This window comes from Nocardia sp. NPDC003693, from assembly GCF_053981095.1.
On sequence record NZ_JBSFNO010000003.1, the window covers coordinates 60,352 to 86,908 of the forward strand.

Consider the following 26,557-nt stretch of genomic DNA (forward strand, 5'->3'; position numbering starts at 1 on the left):
TCAGGAGACCTCCTCGGCGATCGTGGTGACGCAGTCGGTGAACCGGTCGATCTCGTCGTCGGTGGTGTAGAGGTGGGTGCTCACGCGCACCGAGTCGGTGTCGCCGAGCTCGCGGGCCTCGGGCACGCAGTGCGCGCCGGCGCGCACCAGGAACCCGAGTTCGCCGAGCACGAACCCCAGGTCCCCGGCGCTGATCCCGGCCAGGGTGAACGACGCTATGCCGTAGCCGGTCTCGCACGGGGCATGGGCCGGACCGGGCAGGAACTCGAGACCCGGCACCGGCCGCAGCGCGGTGAGCAGTCGCCGGGTGAGGGCGCGATTGTGGGAGTGGATCACCTCCAGGCCCACCTCCTCGAGCACGTCCAGGGCCGCCCCGAGTGCGAGAATGCCCGCGATGTTCGGGGTGCCGCCCTCGAGCAGCTGCGGCATCGGTCCCGGCATGAAGTTCGAATCTACAAGGGACACACCTGAATTGCCTCCCGGTAAAAACGGGATGAGTTCGCTGTGACGTCGCCGGGCGCAGTACAGCACCCCGGTGCCGGTGGCGCCGAACATCTTGTGCGCGGCGAACACCGCGAAATCCGCGCCCAGTTCGTCCACTCGCACCGGCAGGTGCCCGCCGCTCTGGCTGCAGTCGAAACACAGGGCGATATCGGGATCGATGCGCCCGGCGAGCTCTTCGAGCGTGCTGAGCGCGCCGAACACGTGATGCAGGTGCGCGACGGTGATCAACCGGGTGCGCGGGGAGATCTTGGCCTCGATGTCGGCGATGTCGGCCTCACCCATCGCGTTCACCCGGTAGGGCACCAGGGATACGGTGCGCCCGAACCCGCGCAGCACCTGGCGCAGATGCAGCCACGGGTACACGTTGGAGGCGTGATCGGTTGGGCTGTACAGGATCTCGTCCCCGTCGCGCAGATTCGCCAGCCCCCACGACAGGGCCACCGCGTTCAGCGCCGCGGTGGATCCGCCGGTGAACACCACCTCGTCCGATCTCGCGCCGATGAACCCGGCCATGCGTTCGCGCACGCCCTCGACCTCGCGGGTGATCGCGCTCGCCCACGGATAGGTGCCCCGCCCGGCGTTGGCGGTGCGCTCGCGGTGATAGCGCTCGATGACCTCGAGGACCGGGCGCGGTTTCTGGGTGGTGGCCGCGGAATCGAGATAGACCTCCGCGGCGCCGGTCAGCGCGGGGAACAGGTGGCGGGGCAGCGCCGCGCTCGGGCCGCGGGGCGTGGTGATCGCCGGGCTGTCAGGCACACGGGAGCGCAACGTGCCTCTCCCTCCGAGGAGTACGCGCTGGACGTCACCAACGATACCCACAATTGCCGAACGGCTCGAAGGTTCTCGCGGGCAAGAGTTTTCGCCCGCCCTGTCTCGTTACCGCGGGCAACGAGTGCTCAGCGTTCGGGCCCGCCCGGATTGCAGAGCGTGTTCACCGTCTCCTGATAGCCCACCGCGGGCCGCCACGGCTCGAGATTCCAGCTGGTCTTGTTGGGCGCCACCGCGCGCGCCCACTCCCAGTGGCAGATGAACTGATCGCGCATGCCGGGGGTGTCGGCGTCGGGGGACAGGGTGAGCACTTCCTGCCATGCGCGCTCGCCCGCGGTGGGGAAGGTGTCCTTGCGCCCGGCCACGGTCGGGAACACCAGCAGCCGGGTGCCGTCGACCGTCTCGGTCCACTCGGTGCGCTCGATCAGGGCCTGATCGGCGAACTGATCCACCGCAGGCGCCGGCGCGGTCGAGGGGTCGGCCATCGGCGCGCTGCGCGCCACGGTCGTGGTCACCGGAGCCGGTGCGGGCGCGGCCGAGGAGTCCAGGGAGCCGATCACGATGGGCGCGGATTCCTCCGCCGCCCCGCAACCGGCCAGCACCAGCGCGAACGCGGCCAAGCCACCTGTCAGTTTCCCGCGCGCCCCCATGGGCTTGGCTCCCTTCCACTGCTGCGAACCGTGCCGAGGCGGAAGCTACCAGCGATAACCGCGCGATCGGAATGCGATCTCGGCCATTGAAACGTAATTGTCCCGCATTTGCCAGCGCTGGTGCATTGACCCAGACGGCACCTACGATGTCACGCGCGGGGCGGTTCCCGAAAGTGGGGGCTGTCGCGCAACCGTGGTACCGAGGAATGGTTGTCGTGCCCGCGGTCGTGTTCGCACGCCATGGGGTTGGCTGGATCGATATAGGGGCAGGATGAACTCACCGACAGTGAAATGTCTTGTCTGGGAGGTGGACAACTCCCTGTGGGACGGAGTGGTGTGCGACTCCACCGATGGGGCGCTGCGCGCGGAGGCGGTGCGTTCGTTGCGCCTGCTGCGCGAACGCGGCGTCATGCACGCGGTGGCCAGTCGCGGTGAAGGAGAGTGGACCGTCGCGCAATTGCGCAGGCACGGATTGCACGACAGTTTCGCGGTGATCGAGGTCGGGTGGGGGCGGAAGTCAGCCGCCATCACCCGTATCGCCCAGACCCTGGGCGTGGGCCTGGATCAGGTCGGGTACATCGACTCCGAACCGCTCGAGCGCAGCGAGGTGGCGCACGCGCTGCCGCAGGTGCGCTGCTACGCGGCCCGGCACGTGGATGTGCTTCCCGCACTGCAGGAATTCCGGGCGCCGGTCGGGGCGGTACCGCCGCCGACCTCACCCATGGGGTTCTCGCACGTACACGCGGGCTGACCGCCCGTTCGCACGGGACGGCGACCCCGTGCGACAGGTGCGCGTCACCCCGTCACGCACGATGCCCCACCGCACACCGCGAGGGTGTGACAGCGGGGCAGGCTCGGATCGACCGGCCGCTACGCGGATTCGGTGCTGGGCGTGCGGATCTCGATGATCGGCAGCACCAGCGCCGCGGGAGCGCCGGCCGGGACCACCGGCTGCTTCGGGCGCACCGGCGCGATGCGCTGATACGCGCTGCCCTGGGCCGGACGCGTGTCGAGTTCACCCTTGTTGGGCCACATGGCCGCCGCGCGCTCGGCCTGCGCGGTGATGGTCAGTGACGGATTCACACCCAGATTCGCCGACACCGCCGCGCCGTCCACCACGCTGAGGGTGGGGTAGCCGTAGACCCGGTGGTACGGGTCGATGACACCGGTGTGCGGGTCCGCCCCGATCGCCGCCCCGCCCAGGAAGTGCGCGGTCAGCGGGATGTTGAACACCTCGCCCCAGGAGCCGCCGGCCACGCCGCCGATCTTGTCCGCGACCGCGCGGGTGACCTGGTTGCCCGCCGGGATCCACGTCGGATTCGGTTCACCGTGACCCTGTTTGGAGGTCAGCGTGCGCCCGAACAGCCCGCGCTTGGTGTACGTGGTGATCGAGTTGTCGAGGTTCTGCATGACCAGCGCGATGATGGTCCGCTCGCTCCAGTTCTTCACCGACAGGAACTGCAGCAGCGTCAGCGGATGCAACAGCACCGTCCACAGGAACCGCAGCCAGCGCGGCACGCGGCCGCCGCCGTCGACCATCAGGGTCTGCAGCAGGCCCATCGCGTTGGAGCCCTTGCCGTAGCGCACCGGCTCGATATGGGTGTCCGGGGTCGGATGGATCGAGGAGGTGATCGCCACGCCGCGGGTGAAATCGCGGTCCGGGTTCACCTTGCGGGTGGCCGCGCCCACGATCGACTCGGAGTTCGTGCGGGTCAGCACGCCCAGGCGCGAGGACAGATCCGGCAGCACCGCCTGATCGCGCATCGCGAACAGCAGCTGCTGGGTGCCGCGCGTGCCCGCGGCCAGCACCACGTGCCCCGCGGTGTAGACCTTGGGCTGCTTGCGGAACCAGGCGCCGGTGCGCACGGTCTCCACGTCCCAGGTGCCGTCCCGCAGCGGGCGCACCGCGGACACGGTGGTCAGCGGAACGATCTGCGCGCCCGCCTTTTCCGCCAGGTACAGGTAGTTCTTGACCAGGGTGTTCTTGGATCCGTGACGGCACCCGGTCATGCACTCGCCGCATTCGATGCAGCCGGTGCGCTCGGGGCCGACGCCGCCGAAGAACGGATCGGCGACCTTCTTGCCCGGTTCGCCGAAGAACACCCCGACCGGGGTCTGCACGAAGGTGTCACCGACGCCCATGTCCTCGGCGACCTGCTTGAACACCTCGTCCGCGGGGGTCATGTGCGGGTTCTGCACCACGCCCAGCATCTTCTTGGCCTGGTCGTAATAGGGCATCAGCTCATCGCGCCAGTCGGTGATGTCGCGCCACTGCGAATCCTCGAAGAACGGCGTCGGGGGCACGTAGAGGGTGTTCGCGTAATTGAGCGAACCGCCGCCCACGCCCGCGCCCGCCAGAATCAGCACATCGCGCAAGGGGTGAATACGCTGAATACCGAAGCAACCCAATTTGGGTGCCCACAGGAATTTGCGCAGATCCCAACTGGTCTCGGGAAGTTCGTCATCGGCATAGCGCTGACCGGCCTCGAGGACACCGACCCGGTATCCCTTCTCGATCAAACGCAGCGCGGTGACACTGCCGCCGAATCCGGATCCGACGATGAGTACGTCGAAATCGGTCTCGCGTTGGGGCATAGCAAACTCCCTTGTCGTCGTCGACAGTGTGGCGGCGGTTACGCTAACGCGGACAGTAGGAGCTGTCAACGTTGGCCGGTTGCGGTCTCTATGCTGATCGGGTGGATCGATACAGCCGCTCCCAGCTCGCCGATTACAGCGGGGTGCCCGCGCGCACCATCCGCTACTACCACTCGCTCGGTGTGCTGCCCAAGCCCGGCCGCGCCGGCAAGGAAGCGGTCTACGGCGCCGAACACCTCGAACGCCTCGAGGCGATCGTGGCGATGCAGGGCCGGGGGCTGCGGCTCGAGGCGATCCGCGAGGTCTTCGAGGCCGAATCGGCCCCCGACGGGGAATGGCGCAAGGTCTTCGACCCACGCTACGCCGATCAGGGCGGGGACATCCAGGCCGGAATGATCGTCGACGACGAGCAGCTGAGCGAGTTGCTCGGTGATCGCCGCCCCGAGATCCTGGACGAGCTGCAGTCCGCCGGATACGTGCTCGCACACGGCACGCAGTGGCGAATCCCGGAGCCGCCCATGCTCAGTGGCGCGCTCGTGCTCTACGACGTCGGCGCGGACATCTCCCTGTCCGGCGACCTGCGCACCCTGATCCGCACCCGCCTGGCCGACCTGGCCGATGAGATGGTCAAGACCTTCCGCGCCGCGGTGGGCACCACCTACGGCGGGGAAGGGGTCCGCTCGGACCTGGTGCGATTCCGCGAGCGCTATCGGGCCGCCGCGCGCGAGGTGGGCGGGGCGACCCTGGCCGCGGAAATCGAACGCGCCGTGCGCGAACTCGACGATCTCGACGACTGACCTGCCCGGGGTGCGCTAGCCCGCCGGAATCCGGAACTCCGAGACCTTGTCGTCGCGGACGGTGACGAACGCTTCGGAGTCGCCGTTGAACACCCGGCTGCGCCAGCCGAAACGGATATGGGTGACCGGGCCGTCGGTCTCGGCGTCGGTGACCGTCATCCGGGCGCCCGCGCCGATCGCGTCGGAATTGGCCCAGTCCCGGACTCCGGCCGGCCCGCTCAGCCGCCGGCCCCAGTCGTCGACCACCCCGTCCTCGGTGAAAGCCTCGACGAACGCGTCGGTGTCGGCGGCGTTGATCGCGTCGACCACCGCCTGGACCGGCGGGGAAACCTGCACATTCTCTGCCATGTCTACTCCCTGATCGGTTGTGGACTCACAGCGCGCTGATCAAATGCTAGCGAACGGCGCAGGCGCGGGATTCGCGAGCCGAGACCCGTGCGCGCACACTGCGCGACTCGGCCCCCATCGCGAAGCTCGATGGGGGCCGAGGAGTCGATGCGCTGTGCGCAGGGTCTCGGGTGAGGGGGGATCGTGCCCGCTAGGGCACCGTCACCGGAGATTCGCAGCTGGCGGGGGGATCGACCAGGTTGCAGTCGTGCGCGGGCGCGCGCACCGGAATGTAGTAGTCGGGAACCCCGCCGGTGGTGACGATGTTGCGGTAGGAGTCCACCGCGTCGGTGGGCGTGCGGGTCAGGTTCGGATCGGTGGTCACATCCACGGTGTAGAGGCCGAAACGCGGTGTGTAGGAACTCCACTCGTAATTGTCGGTGAGGCTCCAGTAGTTGTAGCCGATGATGTTCATCCCGTCGATCTTGGCCCGCTGGAGCCAATAGACGGTGTCGCGCAGGTGATCCGAGCGGGTGTAGCCGTCGGCGCGCGGTTTGCCGCCCTCGGTGGGCATGCCGTTCTCCACGATCCACAGCGGCTTGTCCGGGAACTTGCGCGAATAATGTTGCAGCGCATAGTAGATGCCCTCGGGGCGCACGGGCAGGTCCCACATGCCCGCCGGGGCGGGGACCGAGCCGTCGGGGCGGTGGGAGACGGCGTTGGAGTTGGGCGGCTCGTACCCGAAGTAGTAGTCCACGCCGATGAAGTCCAGGCGCTCGCCGATCCTGTCCATCAGCGGCCCGTTCACCTCGGGCTCGGCGCCCGCGACGTACCCGACGTTGCTGGTGACCTGCGCGCCGGGCTGCACGCGGTGGATGTAGTCGTAGATCTCGTTGTGCGCCATGGCGACCAGGTCCAGCATGGCGGGTGCGTCGGTCCCGTTCTGTCTGACCTCGTGCATGATGTACGCGACCGGCTCGTTGATGGTGACCCACACCGGATTCAGCGGCGCGTACCGGTCGACCACCGTGCGCATGTTGGCCAGCCAGTCCTGCACCATGCCGGGGTTGTTCCAGCCGCCGCGGTCCGCGGCCCACCCGGGGTACACCCAGTGGTCCAGGGTCAGCATCGGCTTCATGCCGGCGTCCAGGATGGCCTGGATGACCGAGTCGTAGAAGCGGAATCCCTCTTCGCTCCAGGCGGCGGCGGTGGGCTGCACGCGGGCCCATTCGATGCCGATCCGGAAGACCTTGACCCCGAGTCCGGCGGCCAGGGCGATGTCGTTGGGGTACCGGGACCGGAAGTCCACCGAGTCCTCGTACCGGTCCCAGTCGGGGTTGGCCTGGATGTAGCGCAACCAGTTGCTGTCTGCCGGGTAGCCCTCGGACTGGAAGCCCGAAGCCGCTACGCCCCACAGGAAGTCCTTGCCGAGCACCCCGTGCGCGCCGGTCGCGGAGGCGGGCGGGGTCGCCGACCCGACCGCGACGACGGGCAACAGGGTAGAAGCGGTGGCAATGCCGGTGAGGACCAGGCGTTGCAGCCGTGTGCGCATCGGTACTCCTCCTGGGGACAATGGGTCGGAAATGTCCCATTCGGAGGGTAACTGGAAGGTAGCTGTATTCTGCCGCAGCCGGAGGCGTGTCGCTATCGGCCCGTGACCTCGCACGCGGGTGCGACAGCGCGGACCCGGGCGCGCACGACCCGGGGTTCGGGCGCGCCCGCGAGCTCGAGCGAGCGGTGCAGGTAGCGCGCGGCCAGGGCGTGCGAGTCCAGGTCCGCCAGCACCTCGAATCGGGCATCGGCCGCGAGGGCGGAGCCCGATGCGCCCGGGCGCGGTAGGTAGTCGAAGACGATCTCGCTCCTGGCGGCGAGGGCGCTCGGGTCCGGCAGGGCGTCCGCCGCGGCGCCGGGCGCGCCGAGACGGATCAGGAACGCCGGCATCGTGCGGTCGAAACCTGTTGTGCCGGTGAGCACGTCGAACTCGGCGCCGGTCGCGATCTCGAACACGCGCAGGTGCGGGTACGGATTGTGCGAGGCGAAGGTGTCCAGGGCCGTTCCGAACAGGACCGCCTGGCGCAGGCCCGCCGAGACGGCGTCGGCGAGGCTGTCCTCGGCGAAGCGGCAGCGCGCGGCGCCGAGCAGTCGGCGCCGGGCCCGGCACAGCTCGGGCGGGTGGGCGGTGGCGGACATGGCTCGCGCGTCCGGGTCAGGCGCCGGGGAAACGCGGCGCCGTGGGCGGCCAGCCCGGAATCGGCGGCATGGGCGGCATTTTCGGCATCTTGGGCATCTTCGGGAACGGTGGCGGCGGGGGCATGGGCGGGGTGGGGGGCGTCTGCATGCCCGCCCCGCCGAAGCGCTGGAACGCCGCCTGGCGGGAGGTACCGAAGATCTCGCCGATCTCGGCCCAGGTGCGGCCCTCCTCGCGGGCCTGGCGCACCAGCGAGCGCAGGACGTCGTCGACGACGCTGTCGAGATTGCGGGCCGCGCGCAGGGCGGCCATGACCGACGGGGTGGGGTGGCCCTCGGCCGGATACAGGACCTCGGCGACGAATTCGGCGTTGGAGGAGAGCATCTTCGCCAGGACCGCACGCTCGTCGGCGGGATCCCGGTGCTGGGAATCGTTCATGTGTAAATGCTGCCTTTACGCGAACGGCGTTGTCAAGGAATCGTTTACATCACGAAACGGCCCGGAGTTTGCCAGTCGCCCCGGGCTATCGCCCTGGCGCGCAGCAGCGTTCACGCGGCGGCCACGGGATCGGTCCTCGGCGTGCGAATCGGATTCATCGGCGGTTATCCGGCGCCGCTAGCGTGACCCCCAGCCGGAAGGAGGCGGTGCCATGGAGCTTCGGCATCTGGTGTCGTTCCTCGCGATCGCCGAGGACCTGCACTTCGGGCGCGCGGCGGCGCGCCTGCACATCACCCAGCCGAGCCTGAGCGCCCAGCTGCGCAAACTCGAGAAGGCCGTGGGTGTGCAACTGGTTGCCCGCAATTCGCACGAGGTGCGATTGACCGCCGCCGGGCGCGAATTCGAGATCCAGGCGCGCCAGATCGTCGCCCACGTCGACCGGGCGGCCCGCGCCGCGCGGGCCACCGCGGCCGGACGCTCGGGCACGGTGAACGTCGGCTACAACGTGCCCGCCAGCCGCCACGTGCTGCCCGACGCGCTGGTGCGCATGACCGCGCGGCACCCCGACATCGCGGTGTCGCTGTGGGAGAAGCGCACCGGGCCCCAGCTCGCCGCGCTGGCGTCCGGATCGCTGGACGTGGCGCTGGTGTACGGGCATCCCAGCACCGCCGACTTCCGGTATCGGCGCATGCTGCACCGGGTTCCGCTGGTGGCGGTGGTCGGGCGCGGCCACCGGTGGGCCGAACGGGCCGGGGTGCCGTTCGCCGAACTCGCGAGCCAGGAGTGCGTGCTGTTCGAGCGCGAGCAGTGCCCGGCCATGTACGACGCGATCTTCCGTGCGGCCGCCCAGTCCCGAATCGCCCTGACCATCGGGCATTCCGCCGATGACCCCGGCGCGACCGCGCACATGGTCTCGGTGCGGCCGATGGTCGGGTTCGCCTCGCTGCCGCGCGCGATCTCCATGGGCATGGGGACCCCGGGCAGCAGTTCGGTGGCGGTGAAACTGGTCGACCCGGTGCCCACCCTCGACCTGTACGCGGTGTGGCGTGCCGAGGAGGACAACCCGGCGGTGGCGCAGTTCGTGCAGTGCCTCACCGAGGCCGCCGCGGTGCCGATCCCGGCCTGAGCGCTCATTTGAGGCCCGAGCGCACGAACCCGTCCACGATCTGGCGCTGGAGCACCACGTACAGCACCAGCACCGGCAGGCACGCCGCGCCCGCCACCGCCATGAGCGGGCCCCACTGATCGCCCTCGGTGCCCATGAAACTCCGCAGCCCCAGTTGCACAACGGCATTGGAGCGGCGCAGCACTACCGCGGGCCAGAAGTACTCGTTCCAGGCGTTGATGAACAGCAGAATGCCCAGCGCCGCCAGGGCCGGTCGCAGATTGGGCACGACCACCGTCCACAGGATCGACCACGACGAGCGCCCGTCCACCCGGGCCGCGGCCACCAGCTCACGGGGGAAGGCCGCCATGTGCTGGCGCAGCAGCAGGATCGCCAGCGCCGAGCACAGCGTCGGCAGGACGGTGCCGATCAGGGTGTCCAGCAGTCCGAACCGGTTGAGCAGCAGGTAGTTCGGCAGCATGGTGACATGGAACGGCACCAGCCAGGTGCCCACGAACGCCAGGTACAGCAGCCGTTGCAGCGGGAAGGTGTACATGGCGAAGGCGTAGGAGGCCAGCAGCGCGATCAGCAGCTGCCCGGCGGCCGATCCGGCCGCGACGAGAAAGGTGTTGAGCAGCAGGCGCGCCAGGTCCACCTTGTGCGCGGCGTCGACGTAGTTGGCGGTCGAAACCGGCCACGGCAGGACCGAGAGCGAGTACACGTCCTCGGGGCGGCGCACGCTGGTCGCGAACATCCAGTAGATCGGGAACGCGCACAGCAGGGCCGTGCCGGCGGGCAGCAGATGCCCGCCGAGGCGGCGCAGCCGGTCAATCGCCATGGAAGGTCACCTTTTCCGAGAGCCACACCAGTATCCCGGCGATGGCGGCGAATCCCAGGAACAGCAGCACGCCCGCGGCGGCGCTGAGTCCGGCGTCGAAGCTGTGGAAGGCGTACTCCCACAGCAGGTAATAGATGTTCGTGGTCGACTGCGCGGGCCCGCCCTGGGTCATGGAGTCGATGATCGGGAAGGTCAGCACCGGGCTCAGCAGCACCGTGGTCAGCACCAGGAACACCAGCGTCGGCGAGAGCAGCGGCAGGGTGATCCACCGCCGGATCTGCCCCGCGGTGGCCCCGTCCACCCGCGCCGCCTCCCCGTAGTCCCCGCTGATCGCCGCCACCCCCGCCGAGACGACCAGCTGCGCGAACCCCAGCAGCTGCCACCCGGTGATCACGATGACCACCGCGAGCGCGGTACTCGACTCGTACACCCAGTTGCGATCCGAGCCCAGCACCCGATCCACCAGCCCCGACCCCGGATGCAACAGCCACCGCCACACTGCTGCCGCCGCCACCGGGGCGACCAGGAACGGCGCGAACACCAGCGCCTGATACACCCCGCGCGCCCGCCCCGAGATCCGCTGCCCCGCGAACGTGAGCGCCACCGGCAGCACGACCGTGAACGGCAGCAAACCGACGATCAACACCGCGGTGCGCACCAGCGAGTCCCGGAACGCCGGAAGATCCAGCAGCCGCCGGTAGTTCGCGTCCCCGACCGGCCGCATCGGCACGGTCGGCAGCAGATTCCACGAATAGGTCGACAGCTCCACCGCCTGCGCCAACGGCCGATAGGTCCACACCACCAGCAACACCAGCGCCGGCGCGAGATACAGGTATGGCACCGCTCCCCGCCCGGCCCGCCGCACCCGCTCCCCGGTGACCAGCGGCCGACCACGGCGACCCGGACCCGAACTCGCTCGGCCGGCGGTGGCCGCACGGTGCGGGAGCCGGAGTGCGGGAGAGCGGTTGGACCGCATGGGTCCCGCCTGCGACTTCTTGCCTACCGATGCTGGGCTGCCTACCGGCGTTCGCGCTGCCCCAGCCGGATCCTCGACGCCGCGATCGCCGTTATCCGAATCGCGTGCACCGGCGGTTTCCTCCCGTGCACCGGCGCCCGTGCCTGTGTTATCACGGCTCGGCCGTGGCGCACTCACGGTAGCCGCGGCCGACCTGGGTGAACCGGATTGTGGGAGTTGCGATTCCCGGTCGTCGATGACGAACACGGGTTATCCGTTGCCGGGGGACAGGGCGGCGAGGCGGCGCAGCTCGGCGGCCTCGTCGCGGTCGTACAGCGGGGTTGTGGCGGCCACCTCGATCGCGGTCAGGACAACGGTGTCCTCGACCAGATCGATGCGGGTGTAGCCGCACCCCGCGCTGGCCTGTTGGCGGCCGGCGGGGGCCATGCCCTCGATCCGGTAGGCCACCGCGGGGCCGATCCAGGCCGGGATCCCCGCCACGGTGCTCGCGGCCGTGAGGTGGTGGTGACCGGAGATGATCTGGCGCACATCGGTTCCGGACAGGACCGCGGCCAGCTCGGCGGTATTGCGCAGACCCAGGACCCGCGCCGCGGCCAGCGTCGAGGGCAACGGCGGGTGGTGGATCGCCAGCAGGGTGCCGCGCGGGGCAGGCGTGCTCAGCTGGTGCGCGAGCCAGTCGAGCTGGCTCGGTTCGAGGTTCCCGTCGTGGCGGCCGGGGATGGTGCTGTCCAGCGCGATGACGCGCAGGCCGCCGACCTCGAGCACCGAGTCGTGTGGGTCGGCGGAATCGGTTGTCCGGCCGAGCAGTTCGGTGCCGAAGCCGATGCGTTCGTCGTGGTTTCCCATGACGTAGACGACCTCGGCGCCGAATCCGGCCGCCACCGGTTCGATCGCCGCACGCAGGCGGCGGTAGGCGGCGGGGTCCCCGGTGTCGGTGAGATCGCCGGTGAGCAGGAACGCGTCGATGGGTCCGCCGTACTCGCGCAGGCGGTCCAGCACCCGGGTCAGGTTGGCGTAGGTGTCCACGCCGTGCTGCACCGGGGCCTCGTCGGCGCGAATGTGGGTGTCGGTCAGCTGGACCAGCGTGCGGGCGTTCATGCGGCGGGCAGGAGGTCGGCGCCCTGGGCGCGAGCGGCGGCGAGCGTGGTCTGCGGATCCTTACCTTGGAAGACGACGGCCTCGACCGCGTCCATCATCCCGTCGCGGATCTGCAGATAGTTGGTGCCCGGCAGGGACACCCACGGTTCCATGACCGCCAGCTGGGCCACGTTCGGTGCGAGCAGCGGGTTGCGCCGGGACCAGTCGTACAGGGCGTTGGGCTCGGTCAGCAGACCCGTGCGCAGGGGCAGGTAGCCGATCTTCTCGGCGATGACGGTGTAGGCCGACTCGCTGGTCAGGAACTTGATCAGCTCCCAGGCGGCGCGCTGCTTGGCCGGGTCCTCGGACAGGATGTGCAGTCCCGCACCGGAATTGGTGGGCACCACGGGCTTGTCGCCGAACCGCGGCATGGGCGCCGAGCGCAGCTCCCACTTGTCCTTGGCGCCGGTGACGAAGGTGCCCTGGATCGCGCTGGTCTCGAGGATCATGCCGACCTCGCCGCGCGCGAACGCCTCGTACCCCTGCTTCTGATTGAGCCGGGGCATGGCCCCGGTGTTCACCAGATCCTGTGCCATGCGGGTCACTTCGACCGCGGGCGCGTCCGCGAAGCCCAGCGTGCGCCGGTCTTGCGACAGCACCCGGCCGCCGTTGGAGCGCACCAGCGATTGGAAGCACCAGTCCTTGGCGCTCTTGGTCAGGCAGTCGATGTACACCCCGCCCTGCCCGGTGCGGGTGGCGATGGCCCGGGCGGCGTCGGCGACCGCGGCCCAGGTGGCGGGCGGGAAGTTCGGATCCAGGCCGGCGGCGCGGAACAGGTCCGCGTTCAGGTACAGCACCGGGGTCGAGAACACGAACGGCACCCCGTAGGTGTGCCCGTCGCGGTCGTCCAGGGTGCGGGCGCGCTCGGCGTACGGCAGCGTGCCGTCGAAGTTGCGCTGCACCTCGTCCCGGCCCACCAGCACGTCCAGGGGTTTGGCGCGCAGCTGGTCGATGGTGAATTCCAGGTCGCTGAAACCCAATTGGGCCACATCCGGCGGAGAACCGGCCACCAGCTGGTTCTGGATGCTGGAGATGGTGTCGCTCGCGGGATTGGGGCTGTTGCCCTGCGGCTTCTGCGCGGTCACCGTGATGTTGGGGAACTTGCGGCCGAAATCGGCGATGAGCCCGTTGAAGGTGTCGGTCCAGGCGCCGGCCAGACCGTAGTTGTAGGACTCGAACACGATCGAAACCTGCTGCCCGGGAGCCAGTTCCGGGATGCGCTCGGCGGTGGACTCGGTGGCAACGGTGCCGCCGAGCCCGCACGCGCCGAGCGTGAGGGCCGCCGCGAGCGCCAGGCTCGCGCGGGACAGGGTGCGTTTCACGATGGTTCTCCTCGGGAGGTGTCAGTGCACGGCCGCGGCGGCGGGCTGCCAGCGCAGGCGCAGACCGGAATCGGGCTGGAACAGGTGGATGTCGGCGGGATCGGCCCGCAGGCCGATGAGCGCGCCGCGGGTCACCCCGCACGGGCGCGGCAGGCGGGCGCACAGCGACCCGGCTGCGGTATCGAGGTGCACGAGTTCCTCGCTGCCCAGGTTCTCGACCATGCGGACCCGGCCGAGGATGCCGCCGCCGGAGTCCAGGCGCAGGCGTTCGGGGCGGATACCGGCGATGACCGCGGTCGCGGCCGGTGCGGTGGCGGGCAGATCGAGGTCGGCGTCGAGGTCCGCGGCGCGCAATCGCAGGGCGCCCTCGTGGGAAATCACTTCGGCGGGAAACAGATTCATGGGCGGTGAGCCCAGGAACCCGGCCACGAAGGTCGAGCGGGGCCGGTCGTAGAGCGTCTCGGGGGTGCCGACCTGTTCGACGCGGCCCGCGTTCATGAGCGCGATCCGCGAGGCCATGGTCATGGCCTCGACCTGATCGTGGGTCACGTACACGAACGTCGAGCCGAGTCGCTGATGCAGGGCGATCAACTCCGCGCGGGTCGCACTGCGCAGCGCCGCGTCCAGATTCGAGAGCGGCTCGTCCATCAGGAACGCCCCGGGATCGCGCACCATCGCCCGGGCCAGCGCCACGCGCTGGCGCTGCCCGCCCGAGAGCGCGGCCGGGCGGCGATCGAGCAGGTCGCCGAGGTCGAGCACCCCGGCGACCTCGGCGACCCGCCGCGCGATCTGCGCGCGCCCGTGCCGGCGGGCGCGCAGCGGGAACCCGATATTGCCCGCGGCCGTCAAATGCGGGTACAGCGCGTAACTCTGGAACACCATCGCCAGATCCCGCTGCTGCGGGGACTGTTCGGTGATGTCGCGCCCGTCCAGCAGAATCCGCCCGTCCGTGGGCGATTCGAGTCCCGCGAGCAGGCGCAGCAGTGTGGATTTGCCGCACCCGCTCGGGCCCAGCAGCACCAGGAACTCACCGTCGGCGATGTCGAGACTCACCTCGCGGACCGCGCAGTGCGCGCCGAATTGTTTGGATACCCCGTCGATCTGCAGCCGAGCCATGGGCTCAGTCTCCGGCCGGACAGGTGGTCACGGCGGTGGCGATAGGCAACCGCGATCGCCCGAATCGCAGTGCCGCACCACCGCTCACCGGGCGGCGGGCTCGGCCACGGTTGTGCCGACGCGCGGGGAGGCCGCGCCGTCGCCGCTCGATCGGAAGGACCCGACATGCAGCACAGCACCCGCATCCTGGCCACCGGCCTGACCACGCTCGCGGCGGTCGCCGCGCTCGAACTGCCCGCCGCGGCCGCCCCGGCCGACCCGGTGGTCAACTTCACCGCCACCACGTCCGCGACCAGCACCGTGATTCGCACCGACGCCGGCACCCTGGCCGTGGACGACGGTGTGTTCACCGTGCGCTCGGCGGCCGGTGACATCCTCGCCGGGACCGAATTATCGTTCCGCGTCGATGATTTCGTGTTCCCCATCACCGCCGAGATCGCCGATCGCCGCGCCGTGCTCACCCCGCGTTTCGACCTCGAGCACGCGCGCTATGCGCCGGTGGCGCTGCCGTTCGAGAACCAGGCGCCGTGGAAGACCGAATACGATCGCGAGGTGGCCGCCTGGAACCGCATGGGCACCACGATCAGCATGGGCGCCACCATCGGCACCGTGGTCGGCGGCATTTCCGGTGCGGCGCTGGGCTGTTTGCTCGGCGGTGCCGGGGGCGCGGTGCTGACCGGCGCGCTCTCGGCCATGTTCGGCGCGCTGCCGGGAGCGCTGGGCGGATGCCTGGCCGGTGTCGCGGTGGTCGGGTTTCTCGGAACCCTGGCCGGGCAGCTGCTGGTGACCGCACCGGTCGCCGTGCTGGCCGCCGCGCAGTACTTCACCACGATCAATTCGCCCTTCCCGGGCAAATGATCGGTTCGGCAACTCCCGATTTGCTGGAAGAGGGTTCGGGGCCCGCGGCACGCCTATAACCTCGGAACGCGAGCGGAGGTGCGGGGTGAGGATGCCGATGTTATGACCGATACGGAGAACGAGCACGCGTTGTTCGAGCTGGTCCGCAAGGCGGGTTTCGAGGGACCGCCGTGGACTCTGCTGGCGGAGAGACTGGTTCGGCACGGATTGGCGGTGGTGGGGCCGTGGATCCGGTCGGGCCGGATATTCTCGGTCGCGGCGCAGAAGGGCTGGCCGCTGCAGCCCACCATGCAGGAGCGCAGAACGGTCGCGGGCCGGCTCCACGAGGACTTCCTCCAGGAGACGGTGACCCTGGCGCTGGAGAAGTTCCGGCGCAAGGCCATCGAGGGCGAGGGCTGGCGCTCGGACGGGGGCACCAGTCTCGCAACGTATTTCATCAACGCCTGTGTGCAGGCGTTCGTCGACTACTTCCGCCGCAGCCGCCGTTCGGGCGAGCTGTACGACGTCCACATCGATTACGCCCTAACGGGGTTGGTCGAGGACGGACCGGCCGCGGTGGAACTGGTCCCGTGCCGTACCGACGTCGCCGCGCTGGTGGTGAATCGGATGGCCTGGCACAGCAGGCTGGCCCGGCTCGGGGATCGCGATCGCGGGCTGGTGTGGGGCAAGACCGTTGGCCTGCGCGGGGCCGAGATCGCCGAGTTGTTCGGCTGGCCATCGACCAAGGCGGTCGAGCAGCGCTGGTCCAGATTGAAGCGCGATACCGAGTGGATTCGCGGTCTCACCGGGACGGAGGAGTGATGGGCAACGAGAACGAGGATCTCGCACGGCGGGTCGCCGCGCTGCTCGAGGAATCCTCGCTGAATGATCCGGTGCTGCAACGCCTGCGCGAGCGGGTGCCGCAGGACCTGGTCGACGCCATCGTGCGGCGGGTGCCCGGCGGCACCGTGTGGCAGCCCTCGGATTTCGCGACCCGGCTGAACAAACTCTTCGAGACGGTCCACCCCCCGGGCCGGGCGCCGCACACCAACTCCGAGGTCGCCGCCGCACTGACCGCGGCCGGTCACCCCATCGCCAAACCGTATCTGAGCCAGTTGCGTTCGGGCAGGCGCACCAATCCCTCGGATCAGCTGGTGGTGGCCCTGGCCAACTTCTTCCGGGTCCGCCCCGCCTACTTCTTCGACGACCGGTACGCCGCGACGATCGATCACGACCTCGAGCTCCTGTCGTCCCTGCACGCCTACAACCTGCGCCGCCTCTCCTCCCGCGCCTACGACCTCAGCGAGGAGTCCGCGGACCTGCTGACCGCGATGGCCGAGAAGCTCCGTGCCAGCGAGGGCCTGCCCGAGATTCCACCCGACGTCATCGATTAAGAGTCGGGCGGGCGGTCGGTGCGATTCCAGCCCGCTTCGTCGGCAGGTCAGCGCTCGAATCGCCGTTGGAGCCACTCGCGGGTCAGCGCGGCCCGGCTCGCCTGGTAGCGGCGCAGATTCGGCGAACGCGGCGGCGCGGGCAGCCGGGCGTTGCGTTCCCAATACCCGGTCAGCGCGCAGAACAGCGCCTCGATCGCGGACGGGTCGACCGCGGCCAGGACCGGCCGGGTCAGCAGTGCGAGGTCCGGATCCACCCCGGCGTCCAGGAGTTCGGGCAGCAGGGAGGCCAGGTCCACCCACGCCGCACCGCGACACGACCACGCCCAGTCGACCAGCACGACGGTGCCGTCGGGCCGCAGCAGCATGTTGTCTGGTCGCAGGTCGGTGTGCAGCAGCGTGGTGCCCGCGACGTCGGCGGCCCAGTCCGCTTCGCGCGCTGCCAGTTCCGGCAGACGCGCGCGCGACCACGCGTCCAGGTTATCCGGCGGGCCCTGTGCGAGGAAGTCCCGCCACCCGGTGAGCTCGGGCCCGAGCGAGTCCTCGATGGTCGGGATAGCGTCCATCGGTGACGGTGTCAGCGTGCGCAAGGAGAGCTCGACCGCGTCCAGCGCGGCCGCCAGCTCCGCGGGTCGATCGAACCGCGGATGCCGCCCGGGGATTGCCTCGAACACCATGACCAGCCATCCGCCGCCGTCCAGCGTGCAGAGCAACCGCGGCGCGGGTACCCCCACCGGGAGCGCGGCCCCGGTGGCGGCCTCGGTCCGGTAGGACTCGATCAGTCCGTCCCCAACCTCGATAGCCTTACCGAAAACCACCCGCCCGTCACTCAATTCGAGCAGCGCCGCCATCCCGTGGCTGAACCCGCCCGCCGCCGTGCAGGCCTCGGTGACCGCGGCTCCCAGCCGCTCCTCGACAGCTGCCCGCACTCCGTCGGGCAGCTGCTCCCACCGCACCCGGTCCACACCCCGCGCCACGTTCGCCATCGCGTCATCGTGCCGCGCCGCCCGGGAGTCCGCGACGCATTATCGGCCCGACACGACGACTCGCCGTGTCGGCAAGCGCTCTGGTGGGTGTGAAGATCGGCCCGTGGCCGCGTGGTCACCTACCCCATGAGCGAGTTGGCCACCATCGATGTCTCTGCGGGACAACCGTTCACAGTGCCGGGAGCGTGGACCGGAATTACCGACGACCACAACCGTTGGTATCGCGCCGACATCCGACAGTCAATCGACACGGGCTCCGGTGAGGCTCGACTGTGAGTCTGTCGCGCCCGCGGGCGGCACCCCCGTGGCAGGGCTGGGACGACCCGGGCGTGGCGGGCGGCGACGAGCCGTCACATCCGTACCGATTTGCGGCGGGCGGTGACTTCGTCTGCCGTACAGGGGTTCGGTCAGGGCAGGGTCAGGGTCCGGGACGTACCGGGGTGTCAGTCTTCGGTTGCGAGGGCGCAGAAGTGGGTTCGGGCGGTGGACACGGTCGAGTAGGGGGTGCGGCGGAGGCCGGGAGCGGTGGTGACGGTGCACGTACCGGGTGCGCTGGTGCCGGCGGCGGAGGTGTGCTCGACCGTGAGGACGGGGACCAGCGTGTCGGATTCGTAGGTCCAGAAGTTGTGGGTGGTGCCGGTTCCGGTGGCGCGAGTGGAACGGGCGTGCAGGTATCCGTCGGGGGTGGATTCGAGCGTGAGCGCGGTCAGTTCGCCGGCACGGGTGAGCTCGGTCGCGTCGGCGGTGGCGTGGTAGACCGCGAAGCGGGTCGCGGTGGGATCGGCCTGCAGCGGAACCAGGAGTTCGTCGCGGCCGTCGAGATCAGTGTCCAGCACGCTGGGGTACGCGAGCGTGGCGGCCGGGGTGACCTGTTCGGTGATCGTCTGGGCGAGCCCACCGTCAGGGGCGATCGCCTCGATGGTCAGGGTGCCGTCGGGGGCGTGGCGGACGTCGAAGGCCAGACCGGTCCGGTCCTGCGCGCGGGCGCGGCAGTCAACCCGTTCGGCCGCCGGCTCAGGGCAGTCCGGCAGGGTCGCTGGAGCCGCGGCGGTTGTCGTCGTCGGTGTGGTCTGCTCGGCGCTCGAGGTCGTCATCGCAGCCGCCTCGGCGGGCTTGGGATCGGTGTCGAGACCGCTGACGCTGTCGCAGCCCGAGACCAGGACGACGGTGGCGAACGCGAAGCAGACCGCGGAGTTCCTCCCCATGCGGGAGAGCATAGTGATCAACTTCGGATTTGCGAATTTGCCCCCGGAGCGGGGGCGAACAGCGCGGGACAGACGGGCACGGGTGTGGGGCACAGAAGATTTCATCGCCCGCGAGTGTGCACGCGGCGGGGGAGTTCACGGCGTGTCGCCGCACCGCCCGGGTCGGCGGTGCCGTGGCTGTGCGTGCGATTACCGAAACATGATCGCGCAGGCCCGCTTCTGTGTCAGCGAGTGTTCGTCTTCTGGATGGTCATGGCCAGCAGTGTCAAAGCGTCGTGTTCGGCGGTGCCGGGCGGGGCCTGGTAGATCAGCAACCGTTGTCCGTCGCCGTGCTGGAGCACTTCGTTGCCGAGGGTGACCCGGCCGATCACCGGGTGCTGGAACGCGGTGTCGCCGCCGCGTTTGACCATGACCTCGTGTCGGCGCCACAGCGCGGCGAATTCCGTGCTGGCCGAGGATAGTTCGTCGACCAGCACGGCGGTGCGCTCGGGGCAGGTCAGTTCTGCGGTGTGCAGGTTCGCGACGCTGTTGCGGGCCACTCGGTCCCAGTCGGCGAACAGGGTCCGGGCCGTGAGATGCAGGAAGGTGTAGCGAATGGTGTTGCGTGCCAAGGGTGGCCAGTCGTCGAGCCCCGGCATCAGTGCCAGGCCCTCCGGGTTCGCGGCCAGCAGATCGTTGACCTCGTTCAGCACGTAGGCCGGGCTGGGCCGGACGGAGTTCAGCAGCAGCCGCAAACCGGGACGGACCGGTTGGGGATCAGTGAGGTGGCGTCGTGGCGAGCGGCCCGCGGTTCGGTCGGCGAGGGCGAGCAGGTGCGCGTGCTCGTCATCGCTCAGGCGCAGCGCTCTGGCCAGCGCGCCGAGAATCGCGTCACTGGGCGCGGTTTCCCTGCCCTGTTCGATTCGGGTGTAGTAGTCGACGCTGACTCCCGCCAGCGCTGCGATCTCTTCGCGGCGCAGTCCCGGGGTGCGCCGGCTGCTTGGTCCGGTCGGCAGGCCGACGTCGGCGGGACCGATCGATCCGCGCCGTACCCGGAGAAACTCGGCCATCGCGTTCACAGGTCGAGTGTGCCATCGCCCGGCGCACTCCCGGGTAGCCGTATCGCACCCAGGAACGGCGCGGCCTTCCCCGTTCGCGAGCCGACGCGAACCCTGAAACCCATGACTGAGGCAATGATCATCGGCGGCGGGTCGGGTATGGGGTTCGCCCTGGCCCGGGTCCTCGTGGCCGACGGCAAGGATGTGACGATCGTCGGCCGCTCCACGGGCCGGTTGGCCACCGCCCGTGCGGAATTGGAGCGGGCCGGTGACGGAGCGGTCGACGTGAGACGAGCCGACATCGGCCGAGAGGAGGACGTCGCCGAGCTTTTCGCCGGGGTGCGGCAGGTCCGCCACGTGGTCGTGACCGCGGCGGACGCCACCGGTGTGTACGGCCCGACCACACGGGTATCGGTCGAGACGGCCCGTGATGTCGTGAACACCAAACTGCTGGGGGCCTGGCTGGTCGGCAAGCACGCCGCCGGGACAGTGACGGAATCGCTGACCTTCACCTCGGGGATCAACGCGTATCGACCCAACGGATCGAACACGATCATGGCCGCTGCCAACGGCGCGTTGGCCTCCCTGGCTTACGGGCTGGCGATCGAAATGGCGCCGGTTCGGGTCAACGTGGTTTCGCCGGGCTGGGTCGACACGCCCATCTGGAGCCAACTCGGCATGGACACGCAAGCGGTGTTCGCCGAACTGGCCGAGAAGCTACCTGCTCGACGCATCGGCGCACCCGACGACATCGCCGACGCGTTCCTGGCCGTGATGCGCAACCGGTTCATCACCGGGACGGTCCTGCACGTGGACGGCGGCCACCGCCTCACCTGATCGGCCTCTGCCCTGTGTCGTTGACAGCCGTGACGGGATGCAACCCGCCGAAAGTCCAACGGATTTGCCGTATAGCGCTGTGTGGCAGAATCTTTCGCGATTCAACCTCGGCCCACCGCGGCTACGGCATATCCGTTGTACTTCGGCGGTTACTACCGGACCCCGAAACCCGTTGTCAGCGTGGACGGGACAGGTACGCGAGCCAGCCGGCGTACTCGGTGATGTCGGTCGCCGTCGCGGTCGCGTCGTGGGTGGCGGTGAAGCCGACCACCGAACGCCCGTCCGCCAGTTCGACACTGGTCAACGCCATCGGCGCCGGCAGCGCCGCCAGGAACCGGCCCAGCCCGGCCTCGGACACCAGGAACAGCTCGCCCACGATGGGCGCGCCCGCGCCCGGCCCGGTGCGCACCAGACCCGGCTTGAGCGGGACGGTGTCCATGGCGGTGAGCCGGTACGCGTCGGTGGTGTGGATCTCCCCGGCGAACCGCGCGCCCAGTTCCTCGAGCTGCCAGTGCAGCGGCTGTCCGCGCAGATGCGCGCCGAACACCGCCAGGTGCACCCCGTGCTCGACGAACAGCGGTGCGGGGCCGCCGGTCTGCAGGCGCGAGGCGATGTCGACGGCCACCTGATCGGCGAACGCCGGGACCACCACCATGACCCCGAACGGCGCACCCGCGGCCGTCGGCACCCCGGGCACGGCCACCGCGGCCATGTCCAGCAGATTGCAGAAGTTGGTGAAGGTGCCCAGCCGCCGGTTGATCCCCACCGGATCCTGTTCCACCGCCGCCAGACTCGGGTGCTCGGTCGTGGTGGGCAACAGCATCGCGTCGAACGACTCGAGCAGCAGCGCCGCCTCGGTGCGGGCCCGCGCGAGCGCGTCCAGATCCCGCGCGAACGCGGCGCCGGTGGCGCCGGCGGCCGCGCCGATGATCGCGGCCACGGTCGGATCCGCACCGGCCGGACCCGACGCCAGGAATTCCCCGACCGCCGCGTACCGCTCGGCCACGATCGCCCCGTCGTACAGCAGCCTGGCCGCGTCCAACAGTGTTGTCAGATCGACGGTTTCGACCTTGCACCCGGCCTCGACCGCCGCCGCCACGGTCTGTTCGAACGCCGCGGCGTACTCCGGGCTCAGCGCCTCGAGGTTCGCGGCCACGGGTACGGCCAGGCGCGGGGTGTGCGGCGCGGCGAGCCGGACATCGGCAGGCCAGGCCCGGCTGCGCGGATCGCGCGATTCGGTCCCGGCCATGACGCGCGCCGCGGTCGCGGCCAGCTCCAGCGAACCGGCGAACACGGTGAGCGCGTCGTAGTCCGCGCACGCGGGCACCACCCCGTGTGTGGGGATGATCCCGAGCGTGGCCTTGATCCCGACGATGTCGTGGAACGCCGCGGGCACGCGCCCGGAACCCGCTGTGTCGGTACCGATTCCGATATCGGCGACGCCCAGCGCCACCGCGACCGCCGACCCCGAGCTCGAACCGCCGGAGATCAGCGTGGGATCCAGGGCGTTGCGCACCGCGCCGTACGGGCTGCGGGTGCCGACCAGGCCGGTGGCGAACTGATCGAGGTTCGTCTTGCCCAGCACGATCGCACCGGCGGCGGTGAGCCGTTCCACCGCCGCGGCGGTGTCACCGGGGGTGTAGGCGAATTCCGGGCAGCCCGCCGTGGTGGCCAGGCCCGCGACATCGACGTTGTCCTTGACCGCGACCAGCAGCCCGGCCAGCGGCAGGTCCGCGCCCGCCGCCACCCGCTGTTCCACCGCGGCGGCGTCGGCGGCGACCTCGGCCTCCGGCCGCAGGGTGATCCACACTTCGGGCCGATCGGCCGCGGCGATGCGCGCGTACGCGGCCGCGACACGAGCGGACGGGGAGATCTCCAGGTTGGTCATTCAGCGACTCCGATCACGGCTAGTGGGGTTCCGGGTTCCACCTTGGCGCCGGGCGCGGCGAGTACCCGCAGCACGGTGCCGGTGGCCGGACTGGGCACGGGCAGTTCGAGTTTCATGGCTTCGAGGACAGCCACCGGATCACCCTCGGTCAGGCGATCACCGACGGCGATGTCGACGCGCCACACGTTGCCGACCATCGGGGCGGTGACCACGGTCGCGCCCGCGGGCAGGTCGGCGAGCAGATCGTCCCGGGGTTCGGCCGGCGGCGCGGCCACCACCGAGCGATCGAATTCCCCGGCGGCGTGCCAGGCGGCCTTCTCCGCGGCGAACGCCGCGGCCTGACGGGATTCGAACGCCGCGATGTCCGCGGCGTTCTCCTCGAGCAGACGCAGATGATCGGCCAGGGCGAAGGTGCCCTCGCTGACGTCGGCGTCGAAGCGGCCGGCCTGGGCGGCGGCGCGCTGTTCGAGCAGCTGTTCGGCGCTGACCGGCTCCCAGACGATGCGGTCGAAGAACCGGAACAGCCACGGGGTCCCGTCCTCGAACGGCGCGGACTGACGGTAGCTGGACCAGATCGGGATGGTGCGCCCGACGAGCTGGTAGCCGCCGGGGGAGGCCATGCCGTAGACGCACAGGTACTTGCCGCCGATGCCGACCGCGTCCGAGGGCGTCCAGGTGCGGGCGGGGTTGTACTTGGTGGTGACCAGGCGATGCCGGGGATCGAGCGGAACCGCCAGGGGCGCACCGAGATACACATCGCCCAGACCCAGCACCAGGTATTCGGCGTCGAAGACCGTGCGGCGCACGTCGTCCACGCTGTCCAGGCCGTTGATGCGGCGGATGAACTCGGTGTTGGACGGCAGCCACGGCGCGGTGTCGCGAATACCGCTGCGGTAGCGGTCGATCGCCTCGGCGATGGAGGGATCGTCGAAGGACAGCGGCAGGCGGATGGTGCGGCTGGGCACCACCAGGTCACCGGTGGCGGGCAGTTCGCGTTCGAGTTCGGTGAGCAGGCCCAGCAGCCGATACTGCGGCAGCACATCGGGATCGAAGTGGATGTGCAGCGAGCGCACGCCGGGGGTGACGTCGATGATGCCGGCCGGGGCGGCGGCGGTCAGCGCCCGCGAGAGCGCGTGCACGCGCATCCGCAGACCCAGATCCAGGACCATCTCGCCGTACTCGACGAGGATGTTGTCGTCGCCGCCGCGCAGGTACCGCACCGCTGGGCGGTCGTTCTCGTGCTCGATAGCGCCCAGGACGCCCCGATCACGCAGTGCCGCACCCTCGTCGGCGAGGACGCCGGTGGCACGGGTGGCGGTGTCGGCGCGCAGCGCGGTGGCGGTGTCGTCGCCCACGGGGGCGAAGCGCAGCGAGTCGCCGGGACGCAGTTGCCCGAGCTTCCAGCGGTGTGCCGAGACCACGGTGAGCGGGCAGGCGAAGCCGCCGAGGCTGGGACCGTCCGGGCCGAGCAGGATGGGGGTGTCGCCCGAGACGTTGAGCGCGCCGACGCTGTACGGGTTGTCGTGCAGGTTGGACGGGTGCAGGCCCGCGTCACCGCCGTCCGCGCGCGACCATTCGGGTTTCGGTCCCTCCAAACGGATTCCGGTGCGATTGGCGTGACTGCCGACCCGCCACGGCTGGGCGTAGAACTGCGCCATGTCGGCGTCGGTGAAGTACGCGGGCGCGGTCTGCGGGCCCTCGCCGACCGCGAGTTCCCAGTCGTGGGTGAAGGCCGGGCGGTGCTCGAGCGGCACCGGACCGGCGACCGGATCGGCGTCGGGGGCGATGGCGGCGATGCCGAGCACGTCACCGTCGGCGACCGCGCGGCCGTTGATGCCGCCGAAGCCGCCGAGGGTGAACGTCGAGGCGCTGCCGTGGTACAGCGGTGCGTCGATGCCGCCGCGCACCGCGAGGTAGGTGCGCAGGCCGGCGTCCGCGGGCGCGCCGATGTCCAGGACCGAGTCGGCCTCGACGGTGATCGGTTCCCACTGGGGGACCGGGTCGCCGTCGACGGTGACGGTGACGGGTGCGCCGCCGACGCAGATCACCGCCGCACCCGCGAAGCGCAGGCGCGGACCCTGCAGGGTGCACTCCAGGCCGGGGGCGCCGGGGGCGTTGCCGACGGCGATGTTGGCCAGGGTGAACGAGAGATCGTCCATCGGGCCGGACGGCGGAATACCGACCTCCCACAGCCCGATTCGGCCCGGATGGTCCTGCACGGTGGTCATCGTGCCCGCGCGCACCACGTCGACGCGGCGGCTGGCGAAGTCGATCCCGGCGAGGCTGCCGGTGATGTGCTCGCCCGCGCGGACGATCGGCGCGGCGGCGGCCGCGCGCAGCTGGGCGAGGTTGGTCTGCACGCCGTAGACGCGGGTCTCGGTGAGCGCGGCCCCGAGCCGGTCGAAAGCCTCGGCGCGGGTGTCGCCGTGGGTGATGACCTTGGCCAGCAGCGGGTCGTAGTAGGCGCTGACCTCGGTGCCGGTGCCGATCCAGGAATCGACCCGGGCGTGCTCGGGAAAGCGTGTCTCGGTGACCAATCCGGCGCTGGGGCGGTAGTCGTTGCCGGGATCCTCGGCGTACACGCGCGCTTCCACGGCCCAGCCGGTCAGCGCGGGTCCGGCGTCGGGCAGGGTGTCGAGCATGGCCGCGTCCCCGCCGGCGAGGCGCAGCATCCACTCGACCAGGTCGACGCCGGTGATCGCCTCGGTCACCGGATGTTCCACCTGCAGGCGGGTGTTCATCTCCAGGAACGAGGCGGCCTCGCGTTCGGTGTCGTACACGAACTCGACCGTGCCGGCCGAGCGGTAGGCGACCGAACGGGCCAGCGCGCGTGAGGTTTCCAGGAGTTCGGCGGTGACCTCCTCGGACAGACCGGGGGCGGGGGCCTCCTCGATGACCTTCTGATTGCGGCGCTGCAGCGAGCAGTCGCGGGTGCCGAGGCTGACGACCCGGCCCGCGCCGTCGCCGAAGACCTGAACCTCCACGTGGCGGGCGCGAGAGACGAAGCGCTCCAGGAAGACTCCGGCGGAGGAGAAGTTGGCCAGCGCCAGGCGCTGCACCCGGTCGTAGGCGGCGACCAGTTCGTCGGTGGTGAAGCAGGCCTGCATGCCGATGCCGCCACCGCCGCCGATGGCCTTGAGCATGACCGGGTAGCCGATCCGGTCGGCTTCGGCGACCGCGTGTTCCACCGAATCGAGTACGCCGCTGCCCGGGACCAGGGGCACGCCCACGGCGCGGGCTGCTTCGCGGGCGGTGTGCTTGTCGCCGAACACGCGCAGTTGCTCGGGGGTGGGGCCGACGAACGCCAGGCCGGAGTCGGCGACGGTGGTCGCGAATTCGGCGTTCTCCGAGAGGAATCCGTAGCCGGGGTGGATCGCGCCCGCACCGGCGGCCAGCGCGGCCTCGATGACGCGGTCGGCGCGCAGATACGATTCGGCGGCCGGGCCGGGGCCCAGGCGCAGGGCGGTGTCGGCCATGCGGACGTGGGCCGCGCCGAGGTCGGCGTCGGAGTACACCGCCACGGTCTTGAGCCCGAGGGCCCGGGCGCTGCGCATGATGCGACAGGCGATCTCCCCGCGATTGGCCACCAGCAGGGTGTCGAAATTCAGGCTCATG

24 protein-coding genes are annotated in these 26,557 nt (G+C 70.2%); 7 read left to right on the forward strand and 17 right to left on the reverse strand.

Annotated elements, in window-relative coordinates:
• Together ACWDOP_RS05685 and ACWDOP_RS05690 are read right to left on the reverse strand one after the other, a co-directional pair.
• Positions 1-1,260, reverse strand: a complete 1,260-nt coding sequence (locus tag ACWDOP_RS05685) for an aminotransferase class V-fold PLP-dependent enzyme (RefSeq protein ID WP_456344098.1) — start codon at positions 1,258-1,260, stop codon at positions 1-3.
• Positions 1,261-1,400: 140 nt separating this feature from the next.
• Positions 1,401-1,922: a DUF2599 domain-containing protein gene (locus tag ACWDOP_RS05690; protein WP_456344099.1), complete on the reverse strand. Its 522-nt coding sequence runs from the start codon at positions 1,920-1,922 to the stop codon at positions 1,401-1,403.
• Positions 1,923-2,193: 271 nt separating this feature from the next.
• Here ACWDOP_RS05690 and ACWDOP_RS05695 point away from each other — a divergent pair, with 271 nt between their 5' ends.
• Positions 2,194-2,673 carry a hypothetical protein gene (locus ACWDOP_RS05695; RefSeq protein ID WP_454204279.1) on the forward strand — a complete coding sequence of 160 codons (480 nt, stop codon included), beginning with the start codon at positions 2,194-2,196 and terminating at the stop codon, positions 2,671-2,673.
• Between the two features lie 119 nt (positions 2,674-2,792).
• Here the strand turns inward: ACWDOP_RS05695 and ACWDOP_RS05700 are convergent, their stop codons facing one another.
• A complete protein-coding gene (locus ACWDOP_RS05700; RefSeq protein ID WP_456344100.1) occupies positions 2,793-4,517 on the reverse strand; it encodes a GMC oxidoreductase in 1,725 nt (574 codons plus the stop codon).
• A gap of 101 nt (positions 4,518-4,618) precedes the next feature.
• Between ACWDOP_RS05700 and ACWDOP_RS05705 the strand changes: the two genes are divergently transcribed.
• Positions 4,619-5,314, forward strand: a complete 696-nt coding sequence (locus tag ACWDOP_RS05705) for a MerR family transcriptional regulator (protein WP_456344101.1) — start codon at positions 4,619-4,621, stop codon at positions 5,312-5,314.
• A 15-nt stretch (positions 5,315-5,329) separates the two neighbouring features.
• Here the strand turns inward: ACWDOP_RS05705 and ACWDOP_RS05710 are convergent, their stop codons facing one another.
• From ACWDOP_RS05710 to ACWDOP_RS05725, 4 genes are all read right to left on the reverse strand, one after another.
• Positions 5,330-5,662, reverse strand: a complete 333-nt coding sequence (locus ACWDOP_RS05710) for a nuclear transport factor 2 family protein (RefSeq protein ID WP_456344102.1) — start codon at positions 5,660-5,662, stop codon at positions 5,330-5,332.
• A gap of 190 nt (positions 5,663-5,852) precedes the next feature.
• Entirely contained in the window at positions 5,853-7,193 is a 1,341-nt protein-coding gene (locus ACWDOP_RS05715) for a family 1 glycosylhydrolase (protein WP_456344103.1), read from the reverse strand.
• 92 nt (positions 7,194-7,285) lie between these two features.
• A complete protein-coding gene (locus ACWDOP_RS05720; protein WP_456344104.1) occupies positions 7,286-7,831 on the reverse strand; it encodes a class I SAM-dependent methyltransferase in 546 nt (181 codons plus the stop codon).
• A 16-nt stretch (positions 7,832-7,847) separates the two neighbouring features.
• Positions 7,848-8,267: a hypothetical protein gene (locus ACWDOP_RS05725; RefSeq protein WP_456344105.1), complete on the reverse strand. Its 420-nt coding sequence runs from the start codon at positions 8,265-8,267 to the stop codon at positions 7,848-7,850.
• 211 nt (positions 8,268-8,478) lie between these two features.
• On the opposite strand from ACWDOP_RS05725, the gene ACWDOP_RS05730 reads away from it, so the two are divergent.
• On the forward strand, positions 8,479-9,393 hold the full coding sequence (locus ACWDOP_RS05730; protein ID WP_454204286.1) for a LysR family transcriptional regulator: 915 nt from the start codon (positions 8,479-8,481) through the stop codon (positions 9,391-9,393).
• Between the two features lie 4 nt (positions 9,394-9,397).
• Here the strand turns inward: ACWDOP_RS05730 and ACWDOP_RS05735 are convergent, their stop codons facing one another.
• From ACWDOP_RS05735 to ACWDOP_RS05755, 5 genes are all read right to left on the reverse strand, one after another.
• On the reverse strand, positions 9,398-10,210 hold the full coding sequence (locus ACWDOP_RS05735; protein WP_456344106.1) for a carbohydrate ABC transporter permease: 813 nt from the start codon (positions 10,208-10,210) through the stop codon (positions 9,398-9,400).
• On the reverse strand, positions 10,200-11,186 hold the full coding sequence (locus ACWDOP_RS05740) for a carbohydrate ABC transporter permease (protein ID WP_456344107.1): 987 nt from the start codon (positions 11,184-11,186) through the stop codon (positions 10,200-10,202). Before ACWDOP_RS05740 ends, ACWDOP_RS05735 begins: the two co-directional genes overlap by 11 nt.
• A 249-nt stretch (positions 11,187-11,435) precedes the next feature.
• Positions 11,436-12,284, reverse strand: a complete 849-nt coding sequence (locus tag ACWDOP_RS05745) for a metallophosphoesterase (RefSeq protein WP_456344108.1) — start codon at positions 12,282-12,284, stop codon at positions 11,436-11,438.
• Positions 12,281-13,645 carry an ABC transporter substrate-binding protein gene (locus tag ACWDOP_RS05750; RefSeq protein WP_456344109.1) on the reverse strand — a complete coding sequence of 455 codons (1,365 nt, stop codon included), beginning with the start codon at positions 13,643-13,645 and terminating at the stop codon, positions 12,281-12,283. The genes ACWDOP_RS05745 and ACWDOP_RS05750 overlap by 4 nt, the downstream gene beginning before the upstream one ends.
• Positions 13,646-13,666: 21 nt before the next feature.
• Complete coding sequence (locus ACWDOP_RS05755; RefSeq protein ID WP_456344110.1) at positions 13,667-14,761, reverse strand: ABC transporter ATP-binding protein; 1,095 nt, start codon at positions 14,759-14,761, stop codon at positions 13,667-13,669.
• Between the two features lie 165 nt (positions 14,762-14,926).
• On the opposite strand from ACWDOP_RS05755, the gene ACWDOP_RS05760 reads away from it, so the two are divergent.
• The 3 genes from ACWDOP_RS05760 (at position 14,927) to ACWDOP_RS05770 (ending at position 16,992) form a co-directional block, all read left to right on the forward strand.
• A complete protein-coding gene (locus ACWDOP_RS05760; RefSeq protein ID WP_456344111.1) occupies positions 14,927-15,619 on the forward strand; it encodes a hypothetical protein in 693 nt (230 codons plus the stop codon).
• Between the two features lie 102 nt (positions 15,620-15,721).
• Positions 15,722-16,420 (forward strand): hypothetical protein, encoded by a 699-nt coding sequence (locus ACWDOP_RS05765; RefSeq protein WP_456344112.1) that lies wholly within the window; start codon positions 15,722-15,724, stop codon positions 16,418-16,420.
• A 146-nt stretch (positions 16,421-16,566) separates the two neighbouring features.
• Entirely contained in the window at positions 16,567-16,992 is a 426-nt protein-coding gene (locus tag ACWDOP_RS05770; protein WP_454204407.1) for a transcriptional regulator, read from the forward strand.
• Positions 16,993-17,039: 47 nt separating this feature from the next.
• Here ACWDOP_RS05770 and ACWDOP_RS05775 read toward each other — a convergent pair whose 3' ends face one another.
• From ACWDOP_RS05775 to ACWDOP_RS05785, 3 genes are all read right to left on the reverse strand, one after another.
• Complete coding sequence (locus ACWDOP_RS05775; protein ID WP_456344113.1) at positions 17,040-17,975, reverse strand: phosphotransferase family protein; 936 nt, start codon at positions 17,973-17,975, stop codon at positions 17,040-17,042.
• 443 nt (positions 17,976-18,418) lie between these two features.
• A complete protein-coding gene (locus ACWDOP_RS05780) occupies positions 18,419-19,180 on the reverse strand; it encodes a hypothetical protein (protein ID WP_456344114.1) in 762 nt (253 codons plus the stop codon).
• 224 nt (positions 19,181-19,404) lie between these two features.
• Positions 19,405-20,229 carry a helix-turn-helix transcriptional regulator gene (locus tag ACWDOP_RS05785; RefSeq protein ID WP_456344281.1) on the reverse strand — a complete coding sequence of 275 codons (825 nt, stop codon included), beginning with the start codon at positions 20,227-20,229 and terminating at the stop codon, positions 19,405-19,407.
• 111 nt (positions 20,230-20,340) lie between these two features.
• Here ACWDOP_RS05785 and ACWDOP_RS05790 point away from each other — a divergent pair, with 111 nt between their 5' ends.
• Positions 20,341-21,054 (forward strand): SDR family oxidoreductase, encoded by a 714-nt coding sequence (locus ACWDOP_RS05790; RefSeq protein ID WP_456344115.1) that lies wholly within the window; start codon positions 20,341-20,343, stop codon positions 21,052-21,054.
• Positions 21,055-21,229: 175 nt separating this feature from the next.
• Here the strand turns inward: ACWDOP_RS05790 and atzF are convergent, their stop codons facing one another.
• Both atzF and uca read right to left on the reverse strand, forming a co-directional pair.
• On the reverse strand, positions 21,230-22,942 hold the full coding sequence (atzF, locus tag ACWDOP_RS05795; RefSeq protein WP_456344116.1) for an allophanate hydrolase: 1,713 nt from the start codon (positions 22,940-22,942) through the stop codon (positions 21,230-21,232).
• The gene (gene uca / locus ACWDOP_RS05800) at positions 22,939-26,556 is read right to left on the reverse strand and encodes an urea carboxylase (RefSeq protein ID WP_456344117.1); all 3,618 of its coding nucleotides are present in this window, start codon (positions 26,554-26,556) and stop codon (positions 22,939-22,941) included. Before uca ends, atzF begins: the two co-directional genes overlap by 4 nt.
• Position 26,557: the final 1 nt, after the last annotated feature.